The 24,051-nt window shown below is 62.7% G+C and carries 19 protein-coding genes and 4 pseudogenes; all 23 read right to left on the minus strand.

The annotated features are described in order from the left end of the window. Positions 1–161: 161 nt before the first annotated feature. The 23 genes and pseudogenes from NUW13_09360 to NUW13_09470 all read right to left on the minus strand — a co-directional run bounded on the left by NUW13_09360 (position 162) and on the right by NUW13_09470 (position 24,048). On the minus strand, positions 162–1,193 hold the full coding sequence (locus tag NUW13_09360; protein ID MCR4439232.1) for a hypothetical protein: 1,032 nt from the start codon (positions 1,191–1,193) through the stop codon (positions 162–164). A gap of 113 nt (positions 1,194–1,306) precedes the next feature. Then, the gene (mutS, locus tag NUW13_09365; protein MCR4439233.1) at positions 1,307–3,976 is read right to left on the minus strand and encodes a DNA mismatch repair protein MutS; all 2,670 of its coding nucleotides are present in this window, start codon (positions 3,974–3,976) and stop codon (positions 1,307–1,309) included. 36 nt (positions 3,977–4,012) lie between these two features. Then, entirely contained in the window at positions 4,013–4,882 is an 870-nt protein-coding gene (locus tag NUW13_09370) for an NAD(+)/NADH kinase (protein ID MCR4439234.1), read from the minus strand. A 15-nt stretch (positions 4,883–4,897) separates the two neighbouring features. Next, complete coding sequence (gene dxs, locus NUW13_09375; GenBank protein MCR4439235.1) at positions 4,898–6,832, minus strand: 1-deoxy-D-xylulose-5-phosphate synthase; 1,935 nt, start codon at positions 6,830–6,832, stop codon at positions 4,898–4,900. Between the two features lie 19 nt (positions 6,833–6,851). After that, positions 6,852–7,067, minus strand: coding sequence for an exodeoxyribonuclease VII small subunit (gene xseB, locus NUW13_09380; GenBank protein ID MCR4439236.1), 216 nt, complete (start codon positions 7,065–7,067; stop codon positions 6,852–6,854). Positions 7,068–7,074: 7 nt separating this feature from the next. Continuing rightward, entirely contained in the window at positions 7,075–8,379 is a 1,305-nt protein-coding gene (gene xseA, locus NUW13_09385) for an exodeoxyribonuclease VII large subunit (protein ID MCR4439237.1), read from the minus strand. Positions 8,380–8,733: 354 nt separating this feature from the next. After that, positions 8,734–9,090, minus strand: a complete 357-nt coding sequence (locus tag NUW13_09390; GenBank protein ID MCR4439238.1) for an HU family DNA-binding protein — start codon at positions 9,088–9,090, stop codon at positions 8,734–8,736. A 94-nt stretch (positions 9,091–9,184) separates the two neighbouring features. Further along, positions 9,185–9,409 (minus strand): zinc ribbon domain-containing protein, encoded by a 225-nt coding sequence (locus tag NUW13_09395; GenBank protein MCR4439239.1) that lies wholly within the window; start codon positions 9,407–9,409, stop codon positions 9,185–9,187. A gap of 15 nt (positions 9,410–9,424) precedes the next feature. Beyond that, complete coding sequence (gene sppA, locus NUW13_09400; GenBank protein MCR4439240.1) at positions 9,425–10,309, minus strand: signal peptide peptidase SppA; 885 nt, start codon at positions 10,307–10,309, stop codon at positions 9,425–9,427. Positions 10,310–10,449: 140 nt separating this feature from the next. Then, positions 10,450–11,646 carry an aminotransferase class I/II-fold pyridoxal phosphate-dependent enzyme gene (locus tag NUW13_09405; GenBank protein MCR4439241.1) on the minus strand — a complete coding sequence of 399 codons (1,197 nt, stop codon included), beginning with the start codon at positions 11,644–11,646 and terminating at the stop codon, positions 10,450–10,452. Between the two features lie 435 nt (positions 11,647–12,081). Next, positions 12,082–13,671 (minus strand): annotated as a pseudogene (locus NUW13_09410) (glutamate synthase-related protein). Between the two features lie 57 nt (positions 13,672–13,728). Further along, positions 13,729–14,403, minus strand: coding sequence for a 2Fe-2S iron-sulfur cluster-binding protein (locus tag NUW13_09415; GenBank protein MCR4439242.1), 675 nt, complete (start codon positions 14,401–14,403; stop codon positions 13,729–13,731). 18 nt (positions 14,404–14,421) lie between these two features. Further along, entirely contained in the window at positions 14,422–15,204 is a 783-nt protein-coding gene (locus NUW13_09420; GenBank protein MCR4439243.1) for an FAD-dependent oxidoreductase, read from the minus strand. Positions 15,205–15,283: 79 nt separating this feature from the next. Next, positions 15,284–15,532: pseudogene (locus NUW13_09425) on the minus strand (4Fe-4S ferredoxin). A gap of 219 nt (positions 15,533–15,751) precedes the next feature. Continuing rightward, positions 15,752–16,204, minus strand: a complete 453-nt coding sequence (locus NUW13_09430) for a hypothetical protein (protein ID MCR4439244.1) — start codon at positions 16,202–16,204, stop codon at positions 15,752–15,754. Further along, positions 16,159–16,674 (minus strand): hypothetical protein, encoded by a 516-nt coding sequence (locus tag NUW13_09435; protein ID MCR4439245.1) that lies wholly within the window; start codon positions 16,672–16,674, stop codon positions 16,159–16,161. The genes NUW13_09430 and NUW13_09435 overlap by 46 nt, the downstream gene beginning before the upstream one ends. Beyond that, the gene (locus NUW13_09440) at positions 16,674–17,561 is read right to left on the minus strand and encodes a hypothetical protein (protein ID MCR4439246.1); all 888 of its coding nucleotides are present in this window, start codon (positions 17,559–17,561) and stop codon (positions 16,674–16,676) included. The genes NUW13_09435 and NUW13_09440 overlap by 1 nt, the downstream gene beginning before the upstream one ends. 58 nt (positions 17,562–17,619) lie before the next feature. Then, positions 17,620–18,036: a hypothetical protein gene (locus NUW13_09445; GenBank protein MCR4439247.1), complete on the minus strand. Its 417-nt coding sequence runs from the start codon at positions 18,034–18,036 to the stop codon at positions 17,620–17,622. After that, a pseudogene (locus NUW13_09450) lies at positions 18,029–18,478 on the minus strand (NAD(P)H-dependent oxidoreductase subunit E). The gene NUW13_09445 and the pseudogene NUW13_09450 overlap by 8 nt, the downstream one beginning before the upstream one ends. Before the next feature lie 38 nt (positions 18,479–18,516). Then, positions 18,517–18,921, minus strand: coding sequence for a response regulator (locus NUW13_09455; protein ID MCR4439248.1), 405 nt, complete (start codon positions 18,919–18,921; stop codon positions 18,517–18,519). 223 nt (positions 18,922–19,144) lie between these two features. Further along, positions 19,145–20,521 carry a sigma-54 dependent transcriptional regulator gene (locus tag NUW13_09460; protein ID MCR4439249.1) on the minus strand — a complete coding sequence of 459 codons (1,377 nt, stop codon included), beginning with the start codon at positions 20,519–20,521 and terminating at the stop codon, positions 19,145–19,147. Then, positions 20,518–22,458, minus strand: coding sequence for a PAS domain S-box protein (locus tag NUW13_09465; GenBank protein ID MCR4439250.1), 1,941 nt, complete (start codon positions 22,456–22,458; stop codon positions 20,518–20,520). Before NUW13_09465 ends, NUW13_09460 begins: the two co-directional genes overlap by 4 nt. Positions 22,459–22,480: 22 nt before the next feature. Further along, a pseudogene (locus NUW13_09470) lies at positions 22,481–24,048 on the minus strand (SLC13 family permease). Between the last annotated feature and the right edge of the window lie 3 nt (positions 24,049–24,051).

Here is a 24,051-nt window from a genome sequence, read left to right on the forward strand (position 1 = left end):
ACTTCAGGCCGCCTGGCAGAAGTGATTATAGCAATTTTTCGGCTCTTTGTCAACCAGAATCTTCTTTAGTTGCCAATGTTTTCAAGAAATTAAGCATGTCCCCTTTGCCCCTCCCGGTTGTGTGGGCATCCTCGTGGCATCCCCCTGAGCCACCTCTTGGCCTATCGCCGCCCGAGCTTCTCTTTCTGGATGGTCAGCTGAAGGGATATGCGGTGAGTGGTACCGAGTTGATCGTGACTCAAGCAAGCATAGTCGACGTCCAGCTGGGGCAACCGCACTCCCACGCCAAAGGCGAGATGACCCACATCACTGCCGACGCGCAGGGCAACCACTTGGCGAAAGGCGTACTCCAGGCCAAAGTGAAAGTCGGCGCTTGCCCGCCCGGCATGAAGCTGTGCTGCGCTCTTCCGCCCCTCAAACTTGACATCCACGTCGAATGCCGGCACAATCTCACCCCGCAGCCAGCGCAAGGGGAGAGGATAGGCGACTCCCAACCGGAGGGTTGGCAACAACAGCTCGCGGGTGCCTGTGGAGTCCCACACGAGCACCGTCGTGGTGACATCTTGCAGCACTCCGCCCACAAGCAGGCGCTCCACGGCATTCCAGCGCACCCCCGCGTCGAAGCCCACTCCCCACGCGTCAAAATCGCCGATGCTCTTGTGCACGATCTTGGCGCTGACCCCGTACCAGAGGGACTGGCTGCGCGCCCGCGCAACCGAGAGCAGCCACACCCACTCGGCGTCGTTCACATACTTATCTATCAAGGGGGTATTCCGCACGAGCACGCCGTTTTCGCTGTACAACTCCCCCAGCGCCCGCTCGGGGTTCCGTAGCCTGGTGGTGATGGGGATGTCATCCACTGCCGTACGGGTGACGGTGAGCGCCACCGCCAACTTGCGCCCCAGGGGCGCGGCAGCACCGAAGTAGTCATAGTTGACCACGCCCGCAAAGCGCTCCGCGTGCATGGCGGCAAGCTGGGGATTGGCCAAGCCCATAAGCCCGGCGGGATTCCAATAGCCGGCAGTGACGTCACTGGCAACTGCCACGTGAGCACCCCCCATGCCTAAGGCGCGCGCCCCAACCCCAATGCCCATGGACTCGCCCGCGTATTTGGCCCCCCGCCATTGGCCGGCATAGCCCACGCCTGCCCCACCGAGGGCCATCACTAAGGCTATGACTGTGCATCGTCTCACTGCTTTCACCTCGCGCTCACTGGGCTCCGTCTACCCCTGCTGCCGGTCAATCTACAAAAACAGAGGGGCAAAATCAAGGCCTTTTCCGCCGGCGCATGAGAAGAAACAAGACCTTACAAATTCTCCCCGTCCAATTTCTTCTTGAGCTCCGATAGCTTGTTGAGGGCCTGGAGCGGAGTAAGGTTATCCAGGTCAATGCTCCGCAGCTCCTCGGCCAAATACCTTTCTTGGGCAGCGAAGATATCCAGCTGCAGCTGACGCGCCGCATCGTCGCCGGAACTGCTGCGCCTGGCCGCCAATTTGGGCTGCTCCGAGGGGGTGAGCGCCTCCGCCTCCAGGTTGGCGAGTATCTCCTTGGCCCGCTCGATGACCTCCCTTGGCAGCCCTGCTAATTGTGCCACATAGATGCCGTAACTGTGGTCACAGCCCCCTTCGACGATCTTGCGCAGGAACACCACGCGGTCGCCCCACTCCTTCACCGCAACGTTGTAGTTCTTCACCCGCGGCAGGATCAGCGCGAGCTCGGTCAACTCGTGGTAGTGGGTGGCAAACATGGTCTTGGCCGCCAGGCGCGGCGTGTTGTGGAGGAACTCTGCCACCGCCCAGGCGATGGACAGGCCATCGAAGGTGCTGGTGCCGCGGCCGATCTCATCCAGCAGGATCAAACTGCGCGGCGTGGCGTTGTTCAAGATATTGGCCGTCTCGTTCATCTCGGTCAGGAAGGTGCTCTCCCCGCCCGCAAGGTTGTCCGAGGCCCCCACCCTCGTGAAGATTCTGTCGACCAAGCCGATGCGCGCCTCTTTGGCGGGGACGAAGCTCCCCATCTGCGCCATGATGACGATCAGCCCCACCTGGCGCAGGTAGGTGGATTTGCCGGCCATATTCGGCCCGGTGATAATCAGAATCTGGTCGCTGGCGCTATCGATGAACAGGTCGTTGGGGACAAAGGGCTGTCCAGCCGGCAAGAGGCGTTCGATGACCGGGTGGCGACTCTCTTTCAAAACGATCGCGGTCGACTCGTTGATTTTTGGACGCACATAGCGATTGCTCACCGCTACGTCCGCCAAGCTCGCTAAGCAGTCCAGCTGCGCCAGCAGCCGCGCGTTCTTCTGCACGGCCTCCGTCTCCAGCGCCACCCGCTTGCGGAGCTGGTCGAAGAGTTCATACTCCAGCAGCGCCATCTTCTCCTCTGCCCCCAAGACCTTTTCTTCATACTCCTTGAGCTCGGGGGTGATGAAGCGCTCCGCACCCACGGTGGTCTGTTTGCGCACGTAATCGGCTGGCACCTTCGACAGGTGGGGTTTAGTGACCTCGATGTAGTAGCCGAAGACCTTGTTGTAGTTGACCTTGAGAGAGGGGATGCCGGTGCGCTCGCGCTCGCGTGTCTGCAGCTTGGCGATCCAATCCTTGCCAGAGAAAGCGATGGCCCGCAGTTCATCAAGCTCGGCATTGTAGCCGGAGCGGATGATGCCGCCTTCAGTGACCAGCACGGGCGGTTCGTCGACCAGGGCGCGCCTGAGCTCGTCGACCAGGGGGCGGAGCTCCGCCAGCTGCTCGTGAATCTCCCGGAGCAAAGCACTCTCCAGTGACGCGCACGATGCCTTCAGTTCCGGGATGAGCGCCAAGGTGCGCATGAGTGCGTGCAAATCACGGGCATTGGCTCGCCCGGTGTTCACCTTGGCCATAAGTCGCTCCAGGTCGCCAACGCGCCGCAGCTGGTCGCGAATCCTCTGGCGGAACTCCCCTTGGGCGACCAGTTCCTCCACGGCATCGAGACGCCGGTCAATAGCAACCTTGCTGGTCAAAGGGCGAAGCAGCCACTGCACCAGCATTCTCCCGCCCATGGGGGTGAGGGTCCTATCGATGACGGACAACAAGGTGGCGTGTGTGGCGCCCGGATTGAGCGGTGTTACCAGCTCCAGATTGCGCCTTGTCGAGGCGTCCAGGCCGAGATATTCGGCCTCGTTGAGGCGCGACAGGCGATTGAGGTGGCGGAGTTCGTTCTTCTGGTTTTCCTTCAGGTAGTGGACCACCGCGCCCGCTGCCGAAACGCCCACGTCCAGGTCCTCGCAGCCAAACCCGCGCAGCGAGGTGGTGCCAAAGTGTTGGGTCAGGAGCTCGTAGGCGTAGTCGCGATGAAAGACCCACTCCTCGCACTTGGAGACCATAGCCGGTTGCGCCGGGCCGAGCTGTTCCGTGACGTAGGGCAATTGCTCCTCGCTGACCAGCAGTTCGGCGGGTTCGGCGCGCACCACCTGTTCCTTGAGCTGAGCCAGCGGAAACTCGCCCGCGACAAAGTCCCCGGTGGAGACATCCGCGGCCGCCAAGCCGCACTTTTCTCCCTTGAGGTACAGTGCCACCAGAAAGTTGTTGCGCTTCGTGTCCAGCAGGCTATCGCTGAGCACCGTGCCCGGTGTGACCACCTCAAGCACGTCCCGCTTGACCACCACCTTCGCCTTCTTGGGGTCCTCGACCTGCTCGCAGATGGCCACCTTGTAGCCGGCTTTGACCATCTTGGTGAGATAGGCATCCAAGGCATGATGGGGGAAGCCAGCCAAGGGCACATTGGCCGCCTTGCCGTGCGCCCGACTGGTCAGCGCGATGCCGAGCACCTGCGATGCTATCTTGGCGTCGTCGTAGAACATCTCGTAAAAGTCGCCCATGCGGAAGAACAAGATAGCGTCCTTGTACTTCGCCTTGAAGCGCAGGTACTGCCTCATCAAGGGAGTCTGTGCATCCAAGGTGGGCAGCGTTGTCCCAGTCGGCTTGCCAGTGTCACTCATGGGAGAGGTCTTGTTGCAAAAAGGGAACCGGCGACTTCACACCGAGCGCAGGTCTTCCCCCCAGTGGAGTTTCAGCCGCAACACCTCGTAGAAGCGCCGGCGGCGCGTTGCCACCCAGCGCACCGCATAGTCGGCGGCGCGGATCTCCACCTCCTGCCCCTTGCCGAGCACACAGCCGATCTGCCCGTCCGCCGTCAGGTTTGCCTGTTGGTCCTCGGTGGCTACCGTCACCCTCACCACGCTCTCGGGCGGAATGACCACCGGCCGCGCACTCAGAGAGTGTGGGCACAAGGGGGTGATTACCAGCACGCGCATGGTCGGAATGACGATGGGCCCGCCAGCCGCCAAGGAATAGGCGGTGGAACCAGTTGGTGTGGCAACGATGAGCCCATCAGCGATGTAGGTGTTGAAGTAAACATCGTCCACGTGGGTGGTGATCTCGATGATCCGCGGCGAGCCCCCGCGGTCGATGACCACATCATTGAGGGCGTAAAACACCCGGTCCGGCTCCTCGACCACTGCAGCCCGCAGGAGCATCCGCTCGATGACGTCGTATTGCCCGGTCAACAGATCCTCCAGGCAGGGATAAAGCTCTTCGATGCGCACGTCGGCCAAGAACCCCAACCCGCCGAGGTTCACGCCCAGGATCGGTACGCCGAGGTGGCCGACGGCCCGCGCCACAGCCAGAAAGGTGCCGTCGCCGCCAAAGGCGATCACCACGTCGCTGCGTCGCCCCAGCTCCTCGACGTCCACCCAGCAGGAAGGGGCGACTCCAGGGTCCACCACCTCCCGGATGTCCTGGGCCAACACGAAGGCGGTGTGGCGCTTGCCGAGCCACCGCACCAGGCGGGGGATCACCTCCTTGACCATGGGCTTGGTAATGTTGGCAACAATGCCCAACGTCATCGCTTCACCGCACTTTCAGCTCGCCGCTCGCACGGCCCGCCCCTCGGCCGCCTGCATCACCTCTTGCCAGGTGGCCAAGACCGTGCGCGTGATGCCGTCAGTGTCCAGTCCAAGGCGCGCGTAAAGTTCCTCGCGGGTGCCATGGGGCACGAACTGGTCGGGCAGGCCGAGGCGCACCAAGCGCACGTCGCGGAAACCGTGGTCAGCCAGCCACTCGGCCACCGCACTGCCAAAACCGCCGACCACCGTGTTGTCCTCCACCGTGACCACCACGGGGTGATGGCTGGCCACCTGGCGGAGCATCCTCTCGTCCATCGGCTTAATGAAGCGCACGTTGACCACCGTGCAGGAGACCCCCTGCTCGGCCAAGCGCTCGGCTGCTTCCCGGCAGCGATAGACCAGGGGACCGACCCCCAACAGGGCGACATCATGACCGCTGCGCAGCCGCTCACTGCTGCCAATGGGGATGCTCTTGTGCCCTTTGCTCAGCGGCACACCCTCTCCCTCGCCGCGCGGGTAACGCAACGCGAAGGGCCCGTGGTGGTCCACGGCCGTCCAGAGCAGGTCCTTAAGCTCATTTTCGTCCTTTGGCGCTGCCACCACAAGGTTGGGCACGCTGCGCAGGTACGTCAGGTCGAAGGAACCGTGGTGGGTGGGGCCGTCGTCGCCAACCAGGCCACCGCGATCCAAAGCGAAAACGACCGGCAGGTTTTGCAGGGCAATGTCGTGAATGATCTGGTCATAGGCGCGCTGCAGGAAGGTAGAATAAATGGCCACCACCGGCTTCAGTCCCTGCACCGCCAGCCCCCCGGCGAAGGTAACGGCGTGCGCCTCGGCAATACCCACATCGAAGAAGCGCTCAGGAAAGGTCTGGCGGAGGTAACAGAGTCCTGTCCCCAGCTCCATTGCCGCCGTGATCCCCACTACTTCCGGGCGCTTGGCTGCTATTTCCGCCAGAGTTCTGCCGAAAACTTCCGTGTAGGTGGGATTCTTCCCCGGCTTGGCAGCATCGCCAGTGACCTTGTTGAAGGCCCCAAGTCCGTGGAAACGGGAAGCGTCCTTCTCTGCAGGCAGGTAGCCCTTCCCTTTGGTGGTGAGCACGTGCAGAAAGATGGGCCCTTTCAGCTGCCGTACTTCCCGCAGCACCCTCACCAACAGGGCGATGTTGTGCCCATCGATTGGGCCGAAGTAGCGGAATCCCAGCCGTTCGAAGAGCAAGCCGGGCACGATCAGGGCCTTGAGTCCCTCTTCCATGCGCCTGACCGCCGTGCGGATATGTCCGCCCAAGTGGGAAAGCTTGCCGGTGAGCTCCCAAATATCCCGCTTGAGCACATTGTAGGCCGGCGCGGTGATCAGTTGCGTCAGGTACTCGGCCAGTGCGCCGACGTTGCGAGAGATGGACATACGGTTATCGTTGAGGATGACGATGAGGTCGCGCTTCAGGGCACCGGCGTTGTTCAGGCCTTCAAAGGCCAGGCCCCCGCTCATGGAGCCGTCACCGATGACGGCCACCACCGCGTAGTCGTCGCCGGCAAAATCGCGGGCGCAGGCAATCCCCAAGGCGGCGGAGATGGAGGTGCTGGCGTGGCCGGTGCCGAACACATCGTAGGGGCTCTCCTCCCGCCGGGGGAAGCCACTGATGCCACCCCATTGGCGCAAAGTAGCGAACTGGTCCCTCCTGCCGGTGATGACCTTGTGCGGGTAGGCCTGGTGGCCCACGTCCCAGATAATCTTGTCGCGCGGCGTGTCGAAAGCATAGTGGAGGGCGAGCGTCAGCTCGACGACCCCTAAGCTGGGGGCCAAATGGCCGCCGGTGCAGCTCACCGTGGAGACGATGAACTCGCGCAACTCCTTGGCCAGCTGTGACAGCTCCGGGATGTCGAGTTGGCGAAAATCGGCGGGTGAGTTGATCTTGGGCAGGATGCGGTACGCCCCTCTCTCGTCCTGCATGGTCGTGTCGTCTCCCTGGTTAGACAAGCTCGAGTTGGAAGCCGTCGTCCTTCTTGACGAGCATCTTCAGTTTGCTCTCGGCCTCCGCCAGCCGTGCTTCGCAGAACTTGGCCAGCTCGGTCCCCTCCTCGAAAAGCCGGAGCGACTCTTCCAAGGAAGTGTCACCGCGCTCCAAGATCTGGACAATCTCCTCCAGGCGCTGCATCGCGCTTTCGAATGTCTTCTTGCTGGTCATACCCTCCTCAGCGCCGTTCATCTGTGCCCGCCTTGGCGGGGAAAAGGCCTTTAAGCTCTGCCTCTTGCTCCACCTTGGTCACTTGGGCCGCAATCCTCCCGCGGAAGAGCTGCACGCCCACTGCTTCGCCTTCGGCCACCTGCGCGCCAGTGCGCACCACCTCGCCGTTCTCCAGCCGAAAACAGATGGAGTAGCCCCGTGCCAGCACCGCCTGCGGCCCCAAGGACTGCAGCCGCATGGCCAGACTCTGCTGGCGCTGCCTGGACAGAGTCAGCAGGTGAGACATGGTGGTCGAAAGCATGCGGGTCACGTCGTCGAGCCGCTGCTGGTGCTGGTGGACGATGTCCTCAGGCCGGCGGAAGCCGTAGCTGGAGCGGACGGCATTGAGCCGTTCCCGGCCACGACCGAGCTGGCCGGAAAGGGCCTGGTAGGCCCACGCGATGTGGCTGCGCAGGTTCTGCGCCAGCTGCTGCCGGTCTGGGACCACCAGTTCCGCCGCCGCCGATGGCGTAGGGGCGCGGAGGTCGGCCACAAAGTCGGCGATGGTAAAATCCACCTCGTGCCCCACCGCCGAGACCACCGGAATGCGCGAGGCGTAAATGGCCCGGGCGACAATCTCCTCGTTGAAAGCCCAGAGGTCTTCCAGGGAGCCACCCCCCCTGCCGACGATGATCACGTCCACCTGGCCGTACTCGTTGAACTCGGCAATGGCGCGCGCAATGTCCTCGGCAGCGCCCTCCCCCTGCACCAACACCGGGCGCAGAATCAACTCGACACCAGGCAGCCGCCTCCTGCTGATGTTGAGAATATCCTGGAGCGCTGCGCCAGTGGAACTGGTCACTATACCCACCCGCTCGGGAAAACGCGGAATGGGTTTTTTCTGCTCCTCGGCAAACAGCCCCTCCTGCCGGAGACGGTTCTTCAACTGCTCGAAGGCAAGCTGCAGCTCTCCCACCCCGGCGGGCTGCAGCCGCAGCACGTCGAGCTGGTAGTTGCCCCTTTTCTCATATACGGTTACCCGCCCCTGGACGAGCACCTTCATGCCGTCTTCGGGGATGAAGCGCAGCCCCGCGTTGCGGCCACGCCACATGACCGCGGCAATCTGCGCATTCTCATCCTTCAGGGAGAAGTACATGTGCCCGGAGGTGTGCAGCTTGAAGTTGGAGACCTCGCCCTGCACCCACACTACGGGAATTGTGGTCTCCAGCAGCACCTTGATCTCCCGCGTCAGCTCGGATACCGTGTAGATGTACGCCTCGCCGACGCCGATCTCAGGGCTCACTTCCGGGAATTGTTCTTCTTGCACCGCCATTCTCCCCACGCTCCCTCAGGCAACCAGAGACCGGGAACAGCCACTCCCGAGGCCACGACGCCAGCCACAGGCAAATAAGGGCCAAGCGTCTGCCTCAGCCCTTATGCCGAGCGTTGCCAGCGGCCAACGGTGCCGTTCGTACGGCAGCTGCCGCAGCCTGCCTCGTGTGTGGACCACCGCACTCATTCTCTGGGGAGCCCCACGCGGGGCGCTCCTACCGGAGTTTCTTCTTGTGCCTGTTCTTCCGCAGCCGTTTCTTGCGTTTGTGGGTTGCGATCTTGTGTCGTTTCCTCTTCTTGCCGCAGGGCAAACGCGCTCACCTCCTTTGCTTCAGTGCCTGAACTTGTGCTTCGGCTATATGTCGGTTCTCTCGTTCGGCAAAGCCGGTGTGGGGCCATCCGTCCCCGTTGCTGGTGCCTCTTGCTCCGCTTTGGGCCCTTTCGCCACCGACTCGCGCAACTCTTCAGCCGGGCGAAAATAGGGTGCCTTTCGCGGCGGAATCTCCACCAACTTCTTCGTCACCGGATTGCGGGCCCTGCGCGCCTTGCGATCGGCTACCAGAAAGGTGCCAAACCCGCGCAGCGTCACGCTCTGCCCGTGCTGCAAGGCCCAAGCCACCGTGGCGATGAAACCATCTATGACGGCCAGGGTGTCAACCTTGGTCAACCCCGTCCCCTCGGCGACTATGTCCACAATCTCCTGCTTGGTCATCTGCAACCTCACATTCCCCGCTCATCCCCGGTTCTTCTTCGCGCAAGCACCGCACAGACTGGGGCAGGCGCCGCTGTTCCACTTCAGAGGGCGCTCATTTGCACGTGGCGCAGTGCTTTGAGCTGCACCCGCTGCAGGAGGCCGTGCTCGCAGAAGTGACGGGGCGACTGGTCCCGGCAAAGCCAAACACCGAGAAGATCCGCGCCGTGTGTGCACTGCCGCACTGGGGACAGGCCGGCGGCGAGTGGCTGTCGCTGCTCCGGACCAGCTCTTCAAAGGTCACGCCACAGTCGGCGCATTTGTATTCGAAAATCGGCACTGCTTCGCTCCAGGCTCAGAAAGCAACCTTGTAGCTCAGGCGTGGCCAGCGCTCCAAGGCTTCGATGAAGAGACGCGCGTTCTGGAAAAGGAGGTCAACCAGACGAAGGCGTCTCTCCTGCCGCACGATGCGCGGCTCGCCCTTGATGCCCGCCAGGTCAGCGGCCAGGCGCAGCGCGTCCTCAAGAGTGCCCAGGGTGTCCACCAGACCGCTGCGCACCGCCTGCATGCCGGTGAACACCCGCCCGTCGGCCAGATCCCGCACCTGTGCGCGCTCCATTTTGCGGCCCTCGGCCACGGCATCCACGAACTGGGCGAACGCATCATCCACCCACTGTTGCAGGTAGGCGCGCTCGGCGTCAGTGAGCTCGCGGTAGGGAGAACCGGTGTCCTTGAACTTGCCACTCTTGATCACGGTAAAGCCGATGCCCAGCTTGTCCAGCAGGCGTCGGATGTTGGGGATCTCGGCGATCACGCCAATGCTTCCGGTGGTGGTGCCCGGATTGGCCATGATGCGCGTTGCCCCTACCGCCACGTAGTAGCCGCCCGACGCCGCTACCGAGCCCATGGAGGCCACGATGACCTTGCCCGCCTCCCTGGTCTTTTTCACCTCCTGGTAAATTTCCTGCGTGGCGGCAACCCCTCCGCCTGGGCTCTCGATGCGCAGGACGATGGCTTTGATGGAGCCGTCCCGGCGGTACTGCTTGAGCTGGCGCACCACCGGCCGGGGGTCGACAATGGTGCCGGTGAGCTCCACAACGGCAATCTTGGCCCCAAACGAGGGGAGCCCCATGGCCTCGCCGCCAGCGCTGCGCAGGCTGAGCAGCGAAAGACCCAGCACCGACAACCCGCCCAGCACTACCACCGCTACGACGATCAGCCACACAGTTCGCTTTGACATGCCACCCTCACACAAACTGCCGCCTTGCTGGCAGCAGTCGTCGCTCGTCCACCTGCCGATAACGCCTTGCAAAACCGCTGCTAAGTATACGAAAAACGGCGCTAAATGTCAATCGAAAAATGGCCCAAACGAGCCACGCGTCACTTTATCTTCCGCAGCGCCTGGGACAGGTCGTTGATCAAGTCCTCCACTGCCTCAATTCCCACCGAAAGGCGCACCAGACCAGGCGTAATGCCGCAGGCAAGGAGGTCTTCCTCCTTGTAGGTCGAATGGGTCATGCTGGCCGGGTGCTCGATCAAGGTATCGCAATCACCAAGGCTGACCGCCAAGGTCATGAGCTTGACCGAATCCATGAGCTTCTCGCCGGCGGCACGCCCTCCCTTCAGCTCAAAGGACACCATGCCGCCGAAGCCGGTCATCTGCTTGCGCGCTAACTCGTGTTGGGGATGGATGCGCAGACCCGGGTACCAAACGCGAGCTACCTTGGGATGAAAGCTCAAGTACTGCGCAATCCGCATGGCGTTGAACTGGTGGCGCTCCATGCGCACCGGCAAGGTCTTGAGGCCGCGCACAAAGAGCCAGGCGTTGAATGGGCTGAGGCATCCTCCCAGGTCGCGCAGCACTTCGCCCTTGGCTCGTTTTATGAAATCCTTCGGCCCGACAATCACCCCGCCGATGGTGTCGCCATGTCCCCCGATGTACTTGGTGGCGCTGTGGATGACGATATCGGCTCCTAAGGAAAGCGGCCGCTGGAAATAGGGCGTGGCAAAGGTATTGTCCACCATGAGGAGAGCCCCGTGGCGGTGGGCAATCTTCGCTGCGCCGGCGATGTCGATGAGCTTCAGCGTGGGGTTAGAGGGCGTTTCGATAAAGACCACGCGTGTCTTGTCGTCCATGGCGGCCTCGATATTGGCCAGCTGGCTCGCCTCCACCTCGCGCACCTCGATGCCCAGGCGCTTCATCGTCTCGCGAAAGAGCTGGTGGGTGCCGCCGTACAGCGTGTCGGAGGCGACGATGTTTTCCCCGGTGCGCACGACGGTGAGCACCGCCGTGGTGGTCGCAGCCATGCCCGAGGCAGTGGCGCACGCAGCCTCGCCGCCTTCCAAGAAGGCCATCTCCCGCTCGAAGGCATCCACCGTGGGGTTGCCGATGCGCGTGTAGATGTAGCCCTCCCGCTGCCCGGCAAAGATCTCAGCCCCCGCCTTAGCGCTGGGGAAGGCAAAGGTCGAGCTCTGGTAGATGGGGATGGAAACCGCGCCGGTGAGCCGGTCCACGCCTCCTGACCCATGGACACACAGCGTCGCAAAACTCAGCTTGCGCATCTCCTCGGGCTTCATACGTCCTCTCCCTGGTTTGACCTTGCCGGCTTATCTTCTCGGATGCCGTGGCAAATATACGCGAGTGGCCGCAAAAAGTCAACCTCTTTCGGGAGCCGGCGCACTGAGCCAACCAGCCCGCCCGCAACCACGGTGCGTGGGGAAGAGCCATTACGAGGTGATGCCAGTGCCAACCTCGAGCCCGCCGGATGCCGACGAGGCCGCCCGGGCGGGCATGGGGAGCGGGGCGTGCAAAACAGCGCGCGAGGGAAGCAGGGCGTGGCTTGTGCAGCCGGTGTACGCCCTGCGGGAGGCGAAGCGTGAGCCTGGTGGGCGACTCCCTCTTGCTCAGCCAGAAGCGGTGCGGCCAGAACGCCCCACCTCTGAAAAAGCAGAAAGGCCAATGGCGCGCATCGCGCTCTCCATTGGCCCTTCGTGCCCGCCGATTAGGGGACGTCAGCAGGCCAAAATCTTCTCCACCTCTTCCTTGTCCACGTCGGTGATGTAGGTGATGCCGCTGATGCGTGCCGCCTCTGGGGTGAGAGCGGCAATGTCGTCGCGGCTGATGTGCGCCAAGGTGAACTTGCGACTGCCGCACATGAGCTGGCGCAGCCCTTGTGCAAGGCACTCGTAGCAGGTGTACAGGCCCAGCGCATCTGTGGGCACCTTTTCGAACATCTCTTTGCCCGGCTCTTTACGCAGCGAGCTGGCGGTGACAAAGATTTCGTCGATGGTGGTGCCGAAGCGCTCCACGTACACCGGCAACTGTCCTTCACTGATAGCTCTGCCGATGGTCTTGCCCACCGTGGCGGCGGCGATGGGCGCCCTGGCCATGCCAACCAGCTTGAAGTAAGGAGCTCGCAGCGCCAGGGCCTTGAAGATTTGGTCCTCGAAGGTAAAGCCGCCGGCCACGGCCAGCGCCGGCACGTACTTGCCCTGCTCGGCCAGCCGCTTGGTGTAGAAGTACAAGAGCGAATGCAGCTCTACGGGCGGAACGCCCCATTCGTTCATCATGCGCCAGGGGCTCATGCCGGTGCCGCCGCCGGCCGCATCCACTGTGAGCAGGTCGATGCGATACTTGGATGAATAGGCCACGGCACGCGCTAAGTCGGCCGGCCGATAGGCGCCCGTCTTCAGAAAGATGTATTTGGCCCCGGCCTTGCGCAGCTCTTCCACGCGCTGGGCAAAGGCCTCCTCGTCGACCATGCCGATGCGGGAGTGACGCTCGAATTCCTTGAACGCACCGCGCTCGAAGGCACGGATCACGTCCGGGTCGTGGGGATCCGGAAGCACCACCTAGCCCCGGTCACGCAGCGTCTGGGCCTTCTTGAGCTCGCGAATCTTGACCTCGCCCCCGATGTCCTTCGCACCTTGGCCCCACTTCATCCCCACACATTCCACGCCCAGCTTTTCCACGGCGTGTTCGTGCACGCCCAGGCGGGTGTGTTCGACGTTGGCCTGCACGATGATGGCCCCGTAGCCGTCGCGCTGAAACTCCTTGTACAGCTGCACGCGCCTCTTGAGGTCGACCGTGTCCACGACCCGCCCACCTTTGAACGTGGCCTCCATGTCCATGCCCACGACGTTCTCGCCGATGGTCAAGCCGGTGCCCGCCAACGCCGAGCCGATAGCAAGCCCCTCCCAGTTGTTCTTCGCCACGTTGGTGGAGCCGATGCCGGGAATGATCCATGGGTAGCGGAACTTGATGCCTTGGTCGTGGCCGATGGCCACCTCGAGGCTGACGTTGGGAAAGATGGCCTTGTCGCTATCTGCCTCGATGCCGTGGGCGCCCACGGCAGTGCCCATGATGTTGAAGTGGCCATAGTCCACTGGGTAGGTCTTTTCCGCTGCCGTGGTGATCACGCCAAAAGGCTGCGGGTAGATGACCTCGTGACCGCGATAGGCGGACTTGCCGATTTCGCACATGCCGATGCACCCGTCCACACCGGTGACGCACATCCCCGATGAGGGGGTGATGGAATCCTCGGTGCGATTCTTGGTGAGCGTCGCTGCCGATGAGTTTATGCGGGAAAGAGTGGTTGCCATGCCTGCTGCTCCTTGTGTTTTGACCGCCCCAATGCAGAAGTCTACTCGGCCGTCCGGCTACTTGACAATCTCACATGCCACGCACGGGTCCATGTAGCACATCATGTCGTCGAACTGCTCCTTTTCGATACACGGCGGGCTCAGGTTCGCGCAGGCGCCACAGATGGCCTTCTCCGGCTCGGTGTAGGTGCAGCGCAACTGACACGCGGGGCACACGTAGATGCACCCACCGCAGAGCCGGCACTCCTCCGAGCGAATATCGAACGGAGTGCCAATGCTCCGGCGCTCGCCGCGGCCCCGGAAGCCAATGGCCTTGCCCACCATCTGCTCGGCACACATGCGCACACACAGGCCACAGAGGATGCAATCTTCGTACTCCTGCCGGAAGCGCTGCTGGCGCACTTCGAACTTGGAGGCAAGGTCCTGGATGACCTTCGACTGAGGGCATGAGGCCAGCAGGAGCTCGATGATCATCTTGCGCGCACGTACCACGCGCGACGAGGCGGTGCGCACTTTCAGCCCCTCCTGGACCGGATAGGTGCAAGAGGTCACCAACTTTGCTTGCGGCCCTTCGCCAATCTCCACCACACACAGCCGACAGGCGCCATAGGGAGAAAGCCCTTCCACGTGACAGAGCGTGGGGATGGGAAAGCCCATGAACTTGGCCGCTTCCAGCAGCGTGGTGCCCTCTTCAAACTGCACCGGCACCCCATTCATAGTGAAGTTGACCATGTTGCTCTTCCTTCAGCTTCAGGCGCGTGCTTCTGGCCGCTGCACGAACTCGAGGTCGCAGCGCAGGCAGCGGCTCGCCTCGCGCGTTGCCTCTTCTACGGTCAGCGACATCTCCACCTCCGCAAACCCTCGTTTGCGCCACTCTACCGAGGCCCGCGGAGTTTCGACCCGGCGTGCCGAGGCAAGCTCCTCGCTCACCTGCACTGGCGGCACGGAGACGCGCGGCAACCGCACCTCAGGCGGCTGGCGGAGTTCGCCCCGGATGTAGCGGTCGATCATCACCGCGGCCCGCTTGCCATCAGCGATTGCCTCCACCACGGTGCTCGCTCCCCTGACCACGTCGCCACCGGCAAAGACGCCAGGCAGATTGGTGCACAGGGTGTCCGGGTCGACCTTGACCGTCTCTTCCCGAGTGGTTTCGACTCTCTGCTGGCTCGCCACGGCCACCGAGTCGACGTCGGAGCCTTCGCTGATGGCCACAATGACGGAATCTAGTTCGCAGTCGTACTCGGAGCCAGGAACCGGCACCGGGCGCCGCCTGCCGGAGGCGTCAATATCGCCTAGCACATTGCGCACCAGGCGCAGCCCGGTGACCCTCCCTTGCCTGGTGAGGATCTTCACCGGCGAGACCAGCGTCTCCAAGCGGACGCCCTCTTGCAATGCCGCCTCCACCTCCTCGGCAAAAGCCGGCATCTCTTCCCGGGTGCGGCGGTAGAAGATGGCGACGCTGCGGACATCTCTTTGCCGCAGAGCCACGCGCGCCGCATCGACCGCCGAGTTGCCGCCGCCGATGACGCCCACGTGCCTGCTGCCGTTCCTCGAGGTTGAAGGAGCGCAAGTATTGAATCGAGGGGAAAAACCCGGCGGCATCCTCTCCTTCGATCCCGAGACGGCGGCTCTTGTGCGCACCAAGAGCAAGGAAGATGGCCTTGAATCCCTGCTGGAACAGGCCATCGATGGTGATGTCCTGCCCGAGGGACACGCCATAGTTGACGCTGATGTATTTGTCCAGGAGCGAGTCGATCTCCTTCTCCAGCACCTCTCTGGGCAAGCGATAGGCGGGGATGGCGCTCAACATCATGCCGCCAGGGCGCTGTTCGGCTTCGAAGATGCTCACCCGGTATCCCATGAGGGACAGATAGTGGGCAGCAGTCAGACCGGCCGGCCCGGCCCCGACGATGGCCACCGCCGGGCTGGTCTTCAGGACTTTCTTGGTGCGCTTCGGCCTGTAGGCCATGGGGTCCATGCGGTCGGTGATGAAGCGTTTGAGGGCGCGAATGGCGATGGCCTGGCCGCTAATCGCCCCGGCCCGGCAGCGCTCCTCGCATGGATGATGACAGACGCGCGCTCAGACGGAGGGAAATGGATTAGCCTCGCGGATGGCGCGGTAGGCTTCCTCGTACTCGCCACGGGCGATGTGCGCCACGTAACGCCAGGCCTCCGTCCCAAGCGGACAGGCCGACTGACACGGCGCACCCACCAGCTCCTTGCACACGCCTGCCTGGCAGAGGTGTTTCTGGATGTGCTCCTCATATTCGTGGCGGAAGTACCGCAGCGTGGAGAGCACCGGGTTGGAGGCCGTCTGCCCCAGACCGCACATGGTGGTGTCCTTGACCACCTCGGCCAGCTCCTGCAGCAGCGCAAGCTGTCCATCGCTTCCCTTTCCGCGCGAGATGTCGTCGACTATCTCCCACATGCGCTGCGTCCCCTTCCGGCAGGTGAAGCACTTGCCGCAGGACTCGTCGCGCAGGAAGTTCATGAAGTACTTGGCCACATCCACCATGCAGGTGTTCTCGTCCATGACGATGATCCCGCCGGAACCCATGATGGAGCCGGCCTGGGCCAGGCTGTCGTAGTCGATGGGCAGGTCAAAGAGGCTGGCCGGGACGCAGCCGCCCGAGGGCCCCCAGTTTGCACCGCCTTGATCTTTGCCTTGCCAGACGGCCCACCGCCGATGTCGTAGACAATCTCCTTGATGGTGATCCCCATCGGCACCTCCACCAAGCCGGTGTTGCGGATTTTGCCCACCAGGCCGAAAATCTTGGTTCCGGAATTGCCCTTGGTGCCGATGCTGGCAAACTTCTCCGCCCCCATCTCAAAGATCACCGGAATGTTGGCCCAGGTCTCCACGTTGTTGATGGCCGTGGGCCGGCCGTTGATCCCTTTTTGTACGGGGAAAGGCGGCCGCTGCCGGGGCTCGCCCACCTTGCCCTCTATGGAGTGCATGAGGGCGGTCTCTTCGCCGCAGACGAACGCGCCGGCGCCGCGCACTAAGCGGATGTCGAAGGATAAGCCAGTGCGCAGGATGTTCTCGCCCAACAGGCCCAAAACTCGCGTGCCTGGCGCAGGGCAATGATTAGATGCTTGACGGCAAGGGGGTACTCGTCACGCACGTAGATGACGCCTTCCGTGGCGCCCGTGCCGTAGGCCCCGATGAGCATCCCCTCGATGATGCTGTGCGGGTTGCCCTCCAGCACGCTGCGATCCATGTAGGCGCCGGGGTCGCCCTCGTCGGCATTGCACACCAGATACTTGCCGCGACCGTCCGGCTGGGTGGCCAACAATTCCCATTTCTTGCCGGTGGGAAAACCAGCGCCGCCGCGACCACGCAAGCCCGACGCCTTCACCTCCTCGATGACCCAACTCGGACTGCGGCGGGCAAGGACTTTCACAAACCAACTGTACCCTCCGTGCACGATGTAGTTGTAGATCCGGATGGGGTCCAGGCGCTCATTGCGACTGAGGATGGTGCGCACCTGCTTGCGGAAGAAAGGCAAATCGTCCTGCTTGGCGAAGCGCTCGCCTGTCACCGGGTCGACGTACAGCAACTCCTCGATGACCTCGCCTTTGGCCACGGCCTCCACAATCCGCACCATGTCCGGCATGGTCACCTTGGGGTAGAACGTCCGGGCCGCCTCCACCAGCACCGAGGGCTCCATCTCGCAGAAGCCGTGGCAGCCGGTAATGAGCAAGCGGATTTTGTCGGTGAGGCCCTTGTTGAGCAGCTCGCGCTTGGCAATGCGGATGAGGTCATTGGCGCCGCTGGCCTGCCCACACGTGCCTGCGGAGATAACGATGGTCGGCATGGTGGGGTCGTGGTCGGCGAGGAGGATCTGCTGCAGGTGGTAGAACTCGTCAATGAAGTTGAGTCGTCTCATAATCTCGCTTTACTGTTGGCGTTCCGATCCTTTGGCCCCAGGGGTCGACAGTAGCCGGTCAGAAGTTCACCCCGTACAGGTCGAGCATGTGGCTCTTGCAGCCGCGCCGCGAGCAGATCTGCACCATGCCACCTCCGCGCACGACCATGGGGAACATCGGCGCCCCGCACTCGGTGCAATTGGACGCCCCCACTAACTCGGCGTGACAGTGCGGACAGAAGTTGTCGATGATCGTGTCCATGGGGATTTCGTGCTCTGAGGCAATGGTGTAGCTGCCGTAGAGCGACGACAGACGAATCCAACCGTGCTTCTGCCCGAAGGAAATGGTTAGCCAGATGGACGGGTGGCCGTCGATGAGGTAGTCCGGATCCATGAGGCTATGGTTGCAGCGCGGGCAATTGACCTGCACCGAAAAGACACGCTCGTCAGTGGCAACGTCCACCTTGTCGAGTCCTTCCTGCGTACGGTCAAGCACGTGCCGCACCTTGGTCTTGGCCAAGTGGGGGGAAGTAGTGGCCGTCCACAACGACCATTGGGCCTAAGGCGCACGCGCCCAGGCAGTTCACCGTCTCCAGCGTGTATTGCCTGTCGGAAGTGGTCTATCCGGCCGCGATGCCCAGCTGGCGCTGGAACTCCTGCACCACCAGCGGCGAGCCGCGCACATGGCAGGCTGTGCCCATACACACGGAAATCAGGTGCTTGCCGCGCGGCTTGAGGCGAAAAGACCGATAAAACGTCGCCACGCCGTACACATCCACCAGCGGACGGTGCAACTGCTCCGCCACTATGCGCAATGCCTGCTCAGGAAGGAACCCGTACTTGTTCTGAAGGTCGTGCAGAATCGCTATGGTGTCGCCACCGGCGGCACAGTGCTTGTCGACGATTTCGAGGATCTCTTCGGTTCTGATTTGCTCCATTCCGGAATTCTCCAACCAAAAAGCACCTCGCCTGGCCTTCATGGGCCAGGGTGCAAGGTCCGGTCCCTGCGCGCCAGGGTCTGCACCACCAAGGTAAGAATCTCCTCGCGCTTGATAGGCTTATCCAAGAAGGCGAAGGCTCCTGCCTCGCGGGCGCGCTGCCGCACAGAATCGTCGCCGTAGGCGGTCACCAGGATCACCGCCGAATGGGGACTGCGCCGTCTGATCTCCGGCAGCAAGTCGATCCCCAGCACACCTGGAAGGCGATGGTCGGTAATGACCAGGTCAAAGTTGCCTCTCTCCACGGCGCGCAAGGCCTCGACGCCATCGGCGGCCAGCTCCACCTGGTACCCCTGCTTGGCGAGCGCCTTCCCTAACGACACGCGGAATTCATAGTCGTCATCCACGATGAGCACGCGGAATTGCGGCGTCTGCGTGGCCATGGCACGGTCCTGATGTTGCTTTCTGCTCCTAATCCAGACCTCAACAATGGTGAGCGTGTCGGTGATCGGAAGCTTTTCAAGAACTGTGCCATGCGCTCAATGCCGCTGCGCAGCGCAACTTCCCCTTTGTTCACGCACTTAACGGTGGCGGCGCTTCCTTCGCCATGCTCCCCTGTGCGTTGGTTCCCGCAATTGGGAAAGGCATCTGAGGGCCTTCCCAAAACTAAGAATGGGCCGACGTGGTCGGAATCCCCAACTCCGCCATCTTGCGATAGAGAGAAGACTGGCTCACCCCAAGAATCTCCGCAGCACGCTCTTTGTCGTGGCCGGTGTGCCGGAGCACGGCCATGATGTGCTGCCGCTCAAAGTCCTTGACCGCGTCTTTGAGGCGCCGCGATCGTCCAGGTCGCTCGAAAAGATTGGGCTGGAGGTTCACCGGAAGGTGCGCCACGCCGATGAGAGGCCGGTCGCACAGAATCATCGCCCGCTCGATGACATTGTCCAGCTCCCGCACGTTTCCTTTCCAGTCATAAGCCATCAGGGCGGCCATGGCTTCGTCGTCGATCCCCTCCACCTTGGAGTTGAGCTCGGCCGCGTGCAGGGCGATAAAATACTGCACCAGCTCCGGGATGTCCTCCTTGCGCTCGCGTAACGGTGGGATCTCGATGCCCACCACATTCAGGCGATAGTAGAGGTCTTCGCGGAAAGTGCCCCTTTCCACCTCCTTGGCCAAGTCGCGGTTGGAGGCAGCGATAATGCGCACGTCCACAGGGATTGGCGTCGTGCTCCCGACGGGGAGGATCTCCTTTTCTTCTATGGCCCGCAGGAGCTTGATCTGCAACGCCAAGGGGACGCTTCCGATCTCGTCCAGGAACAGGGTGCCACCGGCGGCAACCTTGAACAGGCCGTCTTTGTCGCGAATGGCCCCGGTGAATGCGCCCCGAGTGTGGCCAAAGAGCTCGCTTTCCATGAGGCTTTCCGGGATGGCACCACAGTTGATGGCCACGAAGCGCTTTTCGGCCCGGGGACTGCGCGCGTGAATGGCGCGGGCCACCAGCTCCTTGCCTGTGCCACTCTCGCCGGTAATAAGCACGGTGGAAGAGATGGCGCTCAGGCGCTCCACCCATTCCATGACCCGCCGCATCGCCCCGCTGCGGCCGACCACCAGCTGGTAGCCACGGCGACCCTCCAGTTCCTGGCGAAGGTAGCGGTTCTCCATGGCCAGACTCTGGCGCTCGGCGGCCCGTCGGATGGCCTGGACCAACTCGGCGCGCTTCAGCGGCTTGGTGACAAAGTCATAGGCACCGGCGCGCATCGCCTCCACGGCCCCCTCGATCGTGCCGTAGGCGGTCAGCACCAGAACCTCGATGTCTGGCCACTGCTGTTTAATGCGGCGCAGCAGGTCCATGCCGCTCATCTGCGGCATGCGCAAGTCGGTGAGCACCAAGTCTACGTGCTTGCTGGCCAAAAGTTCCAAGGCGCGCTCGCCGCCTTCGGCCAGGAGCACGACATAGCCCTCCTTGCGCAGCACCTTTCCCAAGGAGTCGCGCAGATCGCTCTCGTCATCAACGACCAGTATTGTCTTTTCCGCAGAATTCACAGCAACTCTTCCCTTTTCACCCCCTGCACCGGGAGCGCGATGACGAACTCGCTCCCCTCGCCCACCCTGCTGCGGCACGTGACCGCGCCCCCGTGCTCTTCCACCAGGTGGCGGGTGATGGTCAACCCCAAGCCGGTGCCAAACTCCTTGGTACTGTGAAAGGGCTCGAAGATTTTGGGCAACTCGCTCTCCTCGATCCCCATGCCTGTATCGGCCACCTTCATCAGCACGCAGTCGCCATTTCGCTCGGTGGCCAACGTCAGGGTGCCGCCGTTGGGCATTGCCTCGACCGCATTGCGCAGCAGGTTCTGCAGCGCGCGGTACATCTGCGCCCGGTCTACCCGCACGGGGGGAAGGTCGTCGCCGAAGCGGGTGGCGACCGCAATCTTCTTGGCCGCCAGTTCTGCCAACGAACGCTTGAGCAGCTCGCCGAACAGCTGGTTTGCGTCGGTGAGTTGAAGTTTCAACTTGGGAATGCGCGCGAATTCCAAGTACTCCTGGCTCATCTGCGCCAGGCGGTCCACTTCCGAGGCAATGGCACTGAGCAGGTCGCGAATCTCCTCGTTGGAGGCTTGGCTGAGGTTGGCAACTTCGTCGCCCAGAAGTTCGACGTTGAGGCTGATGGAGGAAAGGGGATTGCGAATGTCGTGGGCGACCTTGGCAGCCATGCGCCCCACCGTTGCCAAACGTTCCGATTGCAGCACCTTCTCCTCGAGGCGCTTGCGCTCGCTAATGTCACGGATGACCGAAGAAAAGCCGATTATCGTCCCTTCCCTGTCGCGGATGGTGCTGAGCGTGACATCCACCGGCACGTCGCGGCCGCTCTTGGTGGTGAGCATGGTCTCTATGTTGCGAATGTAGCGGTCGCGGCGCACCTGCGCAAGGAGGTGGCGAAGTCGCTTTCGGCGCTCAGAACCTGCGGGGGTCAGCACCGTGATCCGCTTGTTGATGATCTCCACAGCCGGGTATTCGAAGATTGCTTCCGCGCCTTTGTTCCAGAAGATGATGCGACTGTAGGGATCCAGGCCGATAATGGCGTCGGCCGAGTCATTGCTCACCGCCTCCAAGAACTCCTGTTGCCTGCCCACGCGGCGTTCCAGCTCGCGGATGTCGGTCACCTCGCGCACCAGTTCCAGGACTTGGGGGATAGAGCCGTCGGCGCCGTGCAGCGGTGTGGCGACGATCTGGAAGTGGCGGGTCTGACCGTTACCGTTGCGCACCTCCACATTGCTCTGCTCCACCTGGCCACTGCGGAAAGCCCGCTGCGTGGCACAGTCCTGATGTCGCCGCTGCGTGTGCCAGCACAGCACATTGCACTTGGTGCCGAGTTTGATCTCCTCTTGGCTCTCGCCGCGCCACAGGTAGCGGTTGTGCCATACCACGCGCATGTCGCGGCCGATGATGGCGATGTCGGCACCGATTGCCGCCACCAGGCGGTCGAGCTTCTCCCTCTCCGCCTGCACTTGTTCCAAGAGCCGCCGCTCTTCCTCGGCCTTCAGGGCCTCCCGGCTGCGCTTTTCCACCTCCCTGAGCTGCAACTCCTGGTAGATGTCCGAGTATTCCAGCACCGTCTGGTTGAACGGCTCCTCTACCGCACGCAACGCAGTAGGCAAGCTGCCCTGGTCTTCCGCATAGGCCTCTTCAATCAAGTCACAGATGACCCGCTTGCCCACCAAGAACGCCCGCTGAATGTCGGAGAGGCGGAACCCCTGCTGGATGCGCATAGGGGCAATCTCATTCAAGAACCCCCGCAGTTTGTCGTCGCACCCGGTTTCGATGAACTGGATCGTGGCTTCGAGGTGCTTGGCAGTGGTCTGGTACAATTCCGAGAGCGGCCGCGAGCGATAGCTGGGGATGGAGCGCTGGATCTCCATCGCCCACAGGCGGATGATGCGGTTCCAATTGCTTCTGAGGAAAGCAACCAGACGAGAGCTCATGCCTTCTGCTCCCTTGCACCTCTCATTGCGCCCAGGCTGGCAGCACACCCATGTTGATGCCGAATGCGGGCACTGCCACCACGTATACCACCAGTGTAACGAGAATGACCCCTAAGAAGTTCAACAGCACTCCGGCCCGGGCCATCTGCGGGATGGACACATGACCGGAGGCGAACACAATCGCATTGGGCGGGGTCGCCACCGGCAGCATGAACGCGCAGGAAGCCGAAATGGCGCTGGGAATCATCAACAGCAGGGGGTTCATCCCCACGGCCACTGCCGCGGCCGCCAACACCGGCGTGAAGATCGACGCAACAGCCGTGTTGGAGGTCACTTCCGTGAGGAAGGTCGTCACCAGACAGACGAGAACGACCAGCACCAGAGGCGGCAGTGAGCGAAGCAGCGACAGTCTGTGCCCCACCCACGCGGCAAGGCCTGAGCTCTCGAAGGCCCCGGCCAGGGCCATGCCCCCGCCGAACAGAATCAGCACCCCCAGGGAATGCCGCGCGCCGTCTCCCAATCAAGGAAAAACTCCCGTCTCCGGAAATTCACAGGCAGGATAAAGAGGAGCACGGCCGCCACCATGGCCACGCTTGCGTCGTTGACCTTCGCGCCAAGTCCTAAGAGGCTTGCCCACCCCGGGATGCGCACCGCGCCCACCTCCACATCAGAGCGCCACACCCAAGCCAAAGCCGTGATCACAAAAACCAGCCCCACCAGCCATTCCCCGCGCGAAGGTCGGCCCAGCTGTGCTATCTCTTGCCTGATTGCCTGGCGCCCTCCCCCCAGGCTTCCTCTTCCCAAAGGAAGGACCACACGCGTGAGGAGCAGCCCGCTCAGGGGCAGAAAGAGCACCACAAAGGGCAATCCCACCTTCAACCAATCCAGAAAGCCAATGGTGGGGGCCTTCGGGAAAAGGCGCGTCAGCTGGGCAACGAGGATGATGTTGGGCGGGGTGCCAATCAGCGTGCCAATGCCACCGATGCTGGCTGCATAAGCAACTCCCAGCATCAGCGCGGTCTTCAAACGGGCGCGCGCGGGCGCCTCCTCTGCAGCCGAGCCTTCGTCCAGGTGCAGCACCAAGGCCAGGGCGATGGGGTACATCATGAGGGTGGTCGCGGTGTTGGAGATCCACATGGAGAGCGCCGCCGTCGCCACCATGAAGCCGAGCACGAGGGTGCGGGGATTCGAGCCAATCAGACGAATCACGTGCAGGGCCAGGCGCCGGTGCAGTCCCCACCGCTGCATGGTCACCGCCAAGAAGAATCCGCCCATGAAGAGGAAGACGTTGCTGTCGCCATAGGAGGCCGCCACCTCGCGCGCCGGCTGCACGCCGAGCACCGGCAGCAAGGCAAGCGGTAACAGAGCGGTGGCCGGGACAGGTACCGCCTCGGTAATCCACCACCAGGCCATGAGTGCCGCCAGCGCTAAGACCCGGTGTCCGGCCGCGGAGAGATCGGCACCTGCCTCCACGCCCCAGAGAACCCCAAGAAAAAGCAAGGGGCCGGCTGCCAACGCACCCCACCTCAAAGTGGAGCCTTCTACCTGAGAGCTCTTGCTATCCTCTGCACGTTCAGGCACGCGACCCATACA

It is taken from the genome of candidate division KSB1 bacterium (genome assembly GCA_024655945.1).
Taxonomy (GTDB): Bacteria; Zhuqueibacterota; Zhuqueibacteria; order JANLFK01; family Oleimicrobiaceae; genus Oleimicrobium.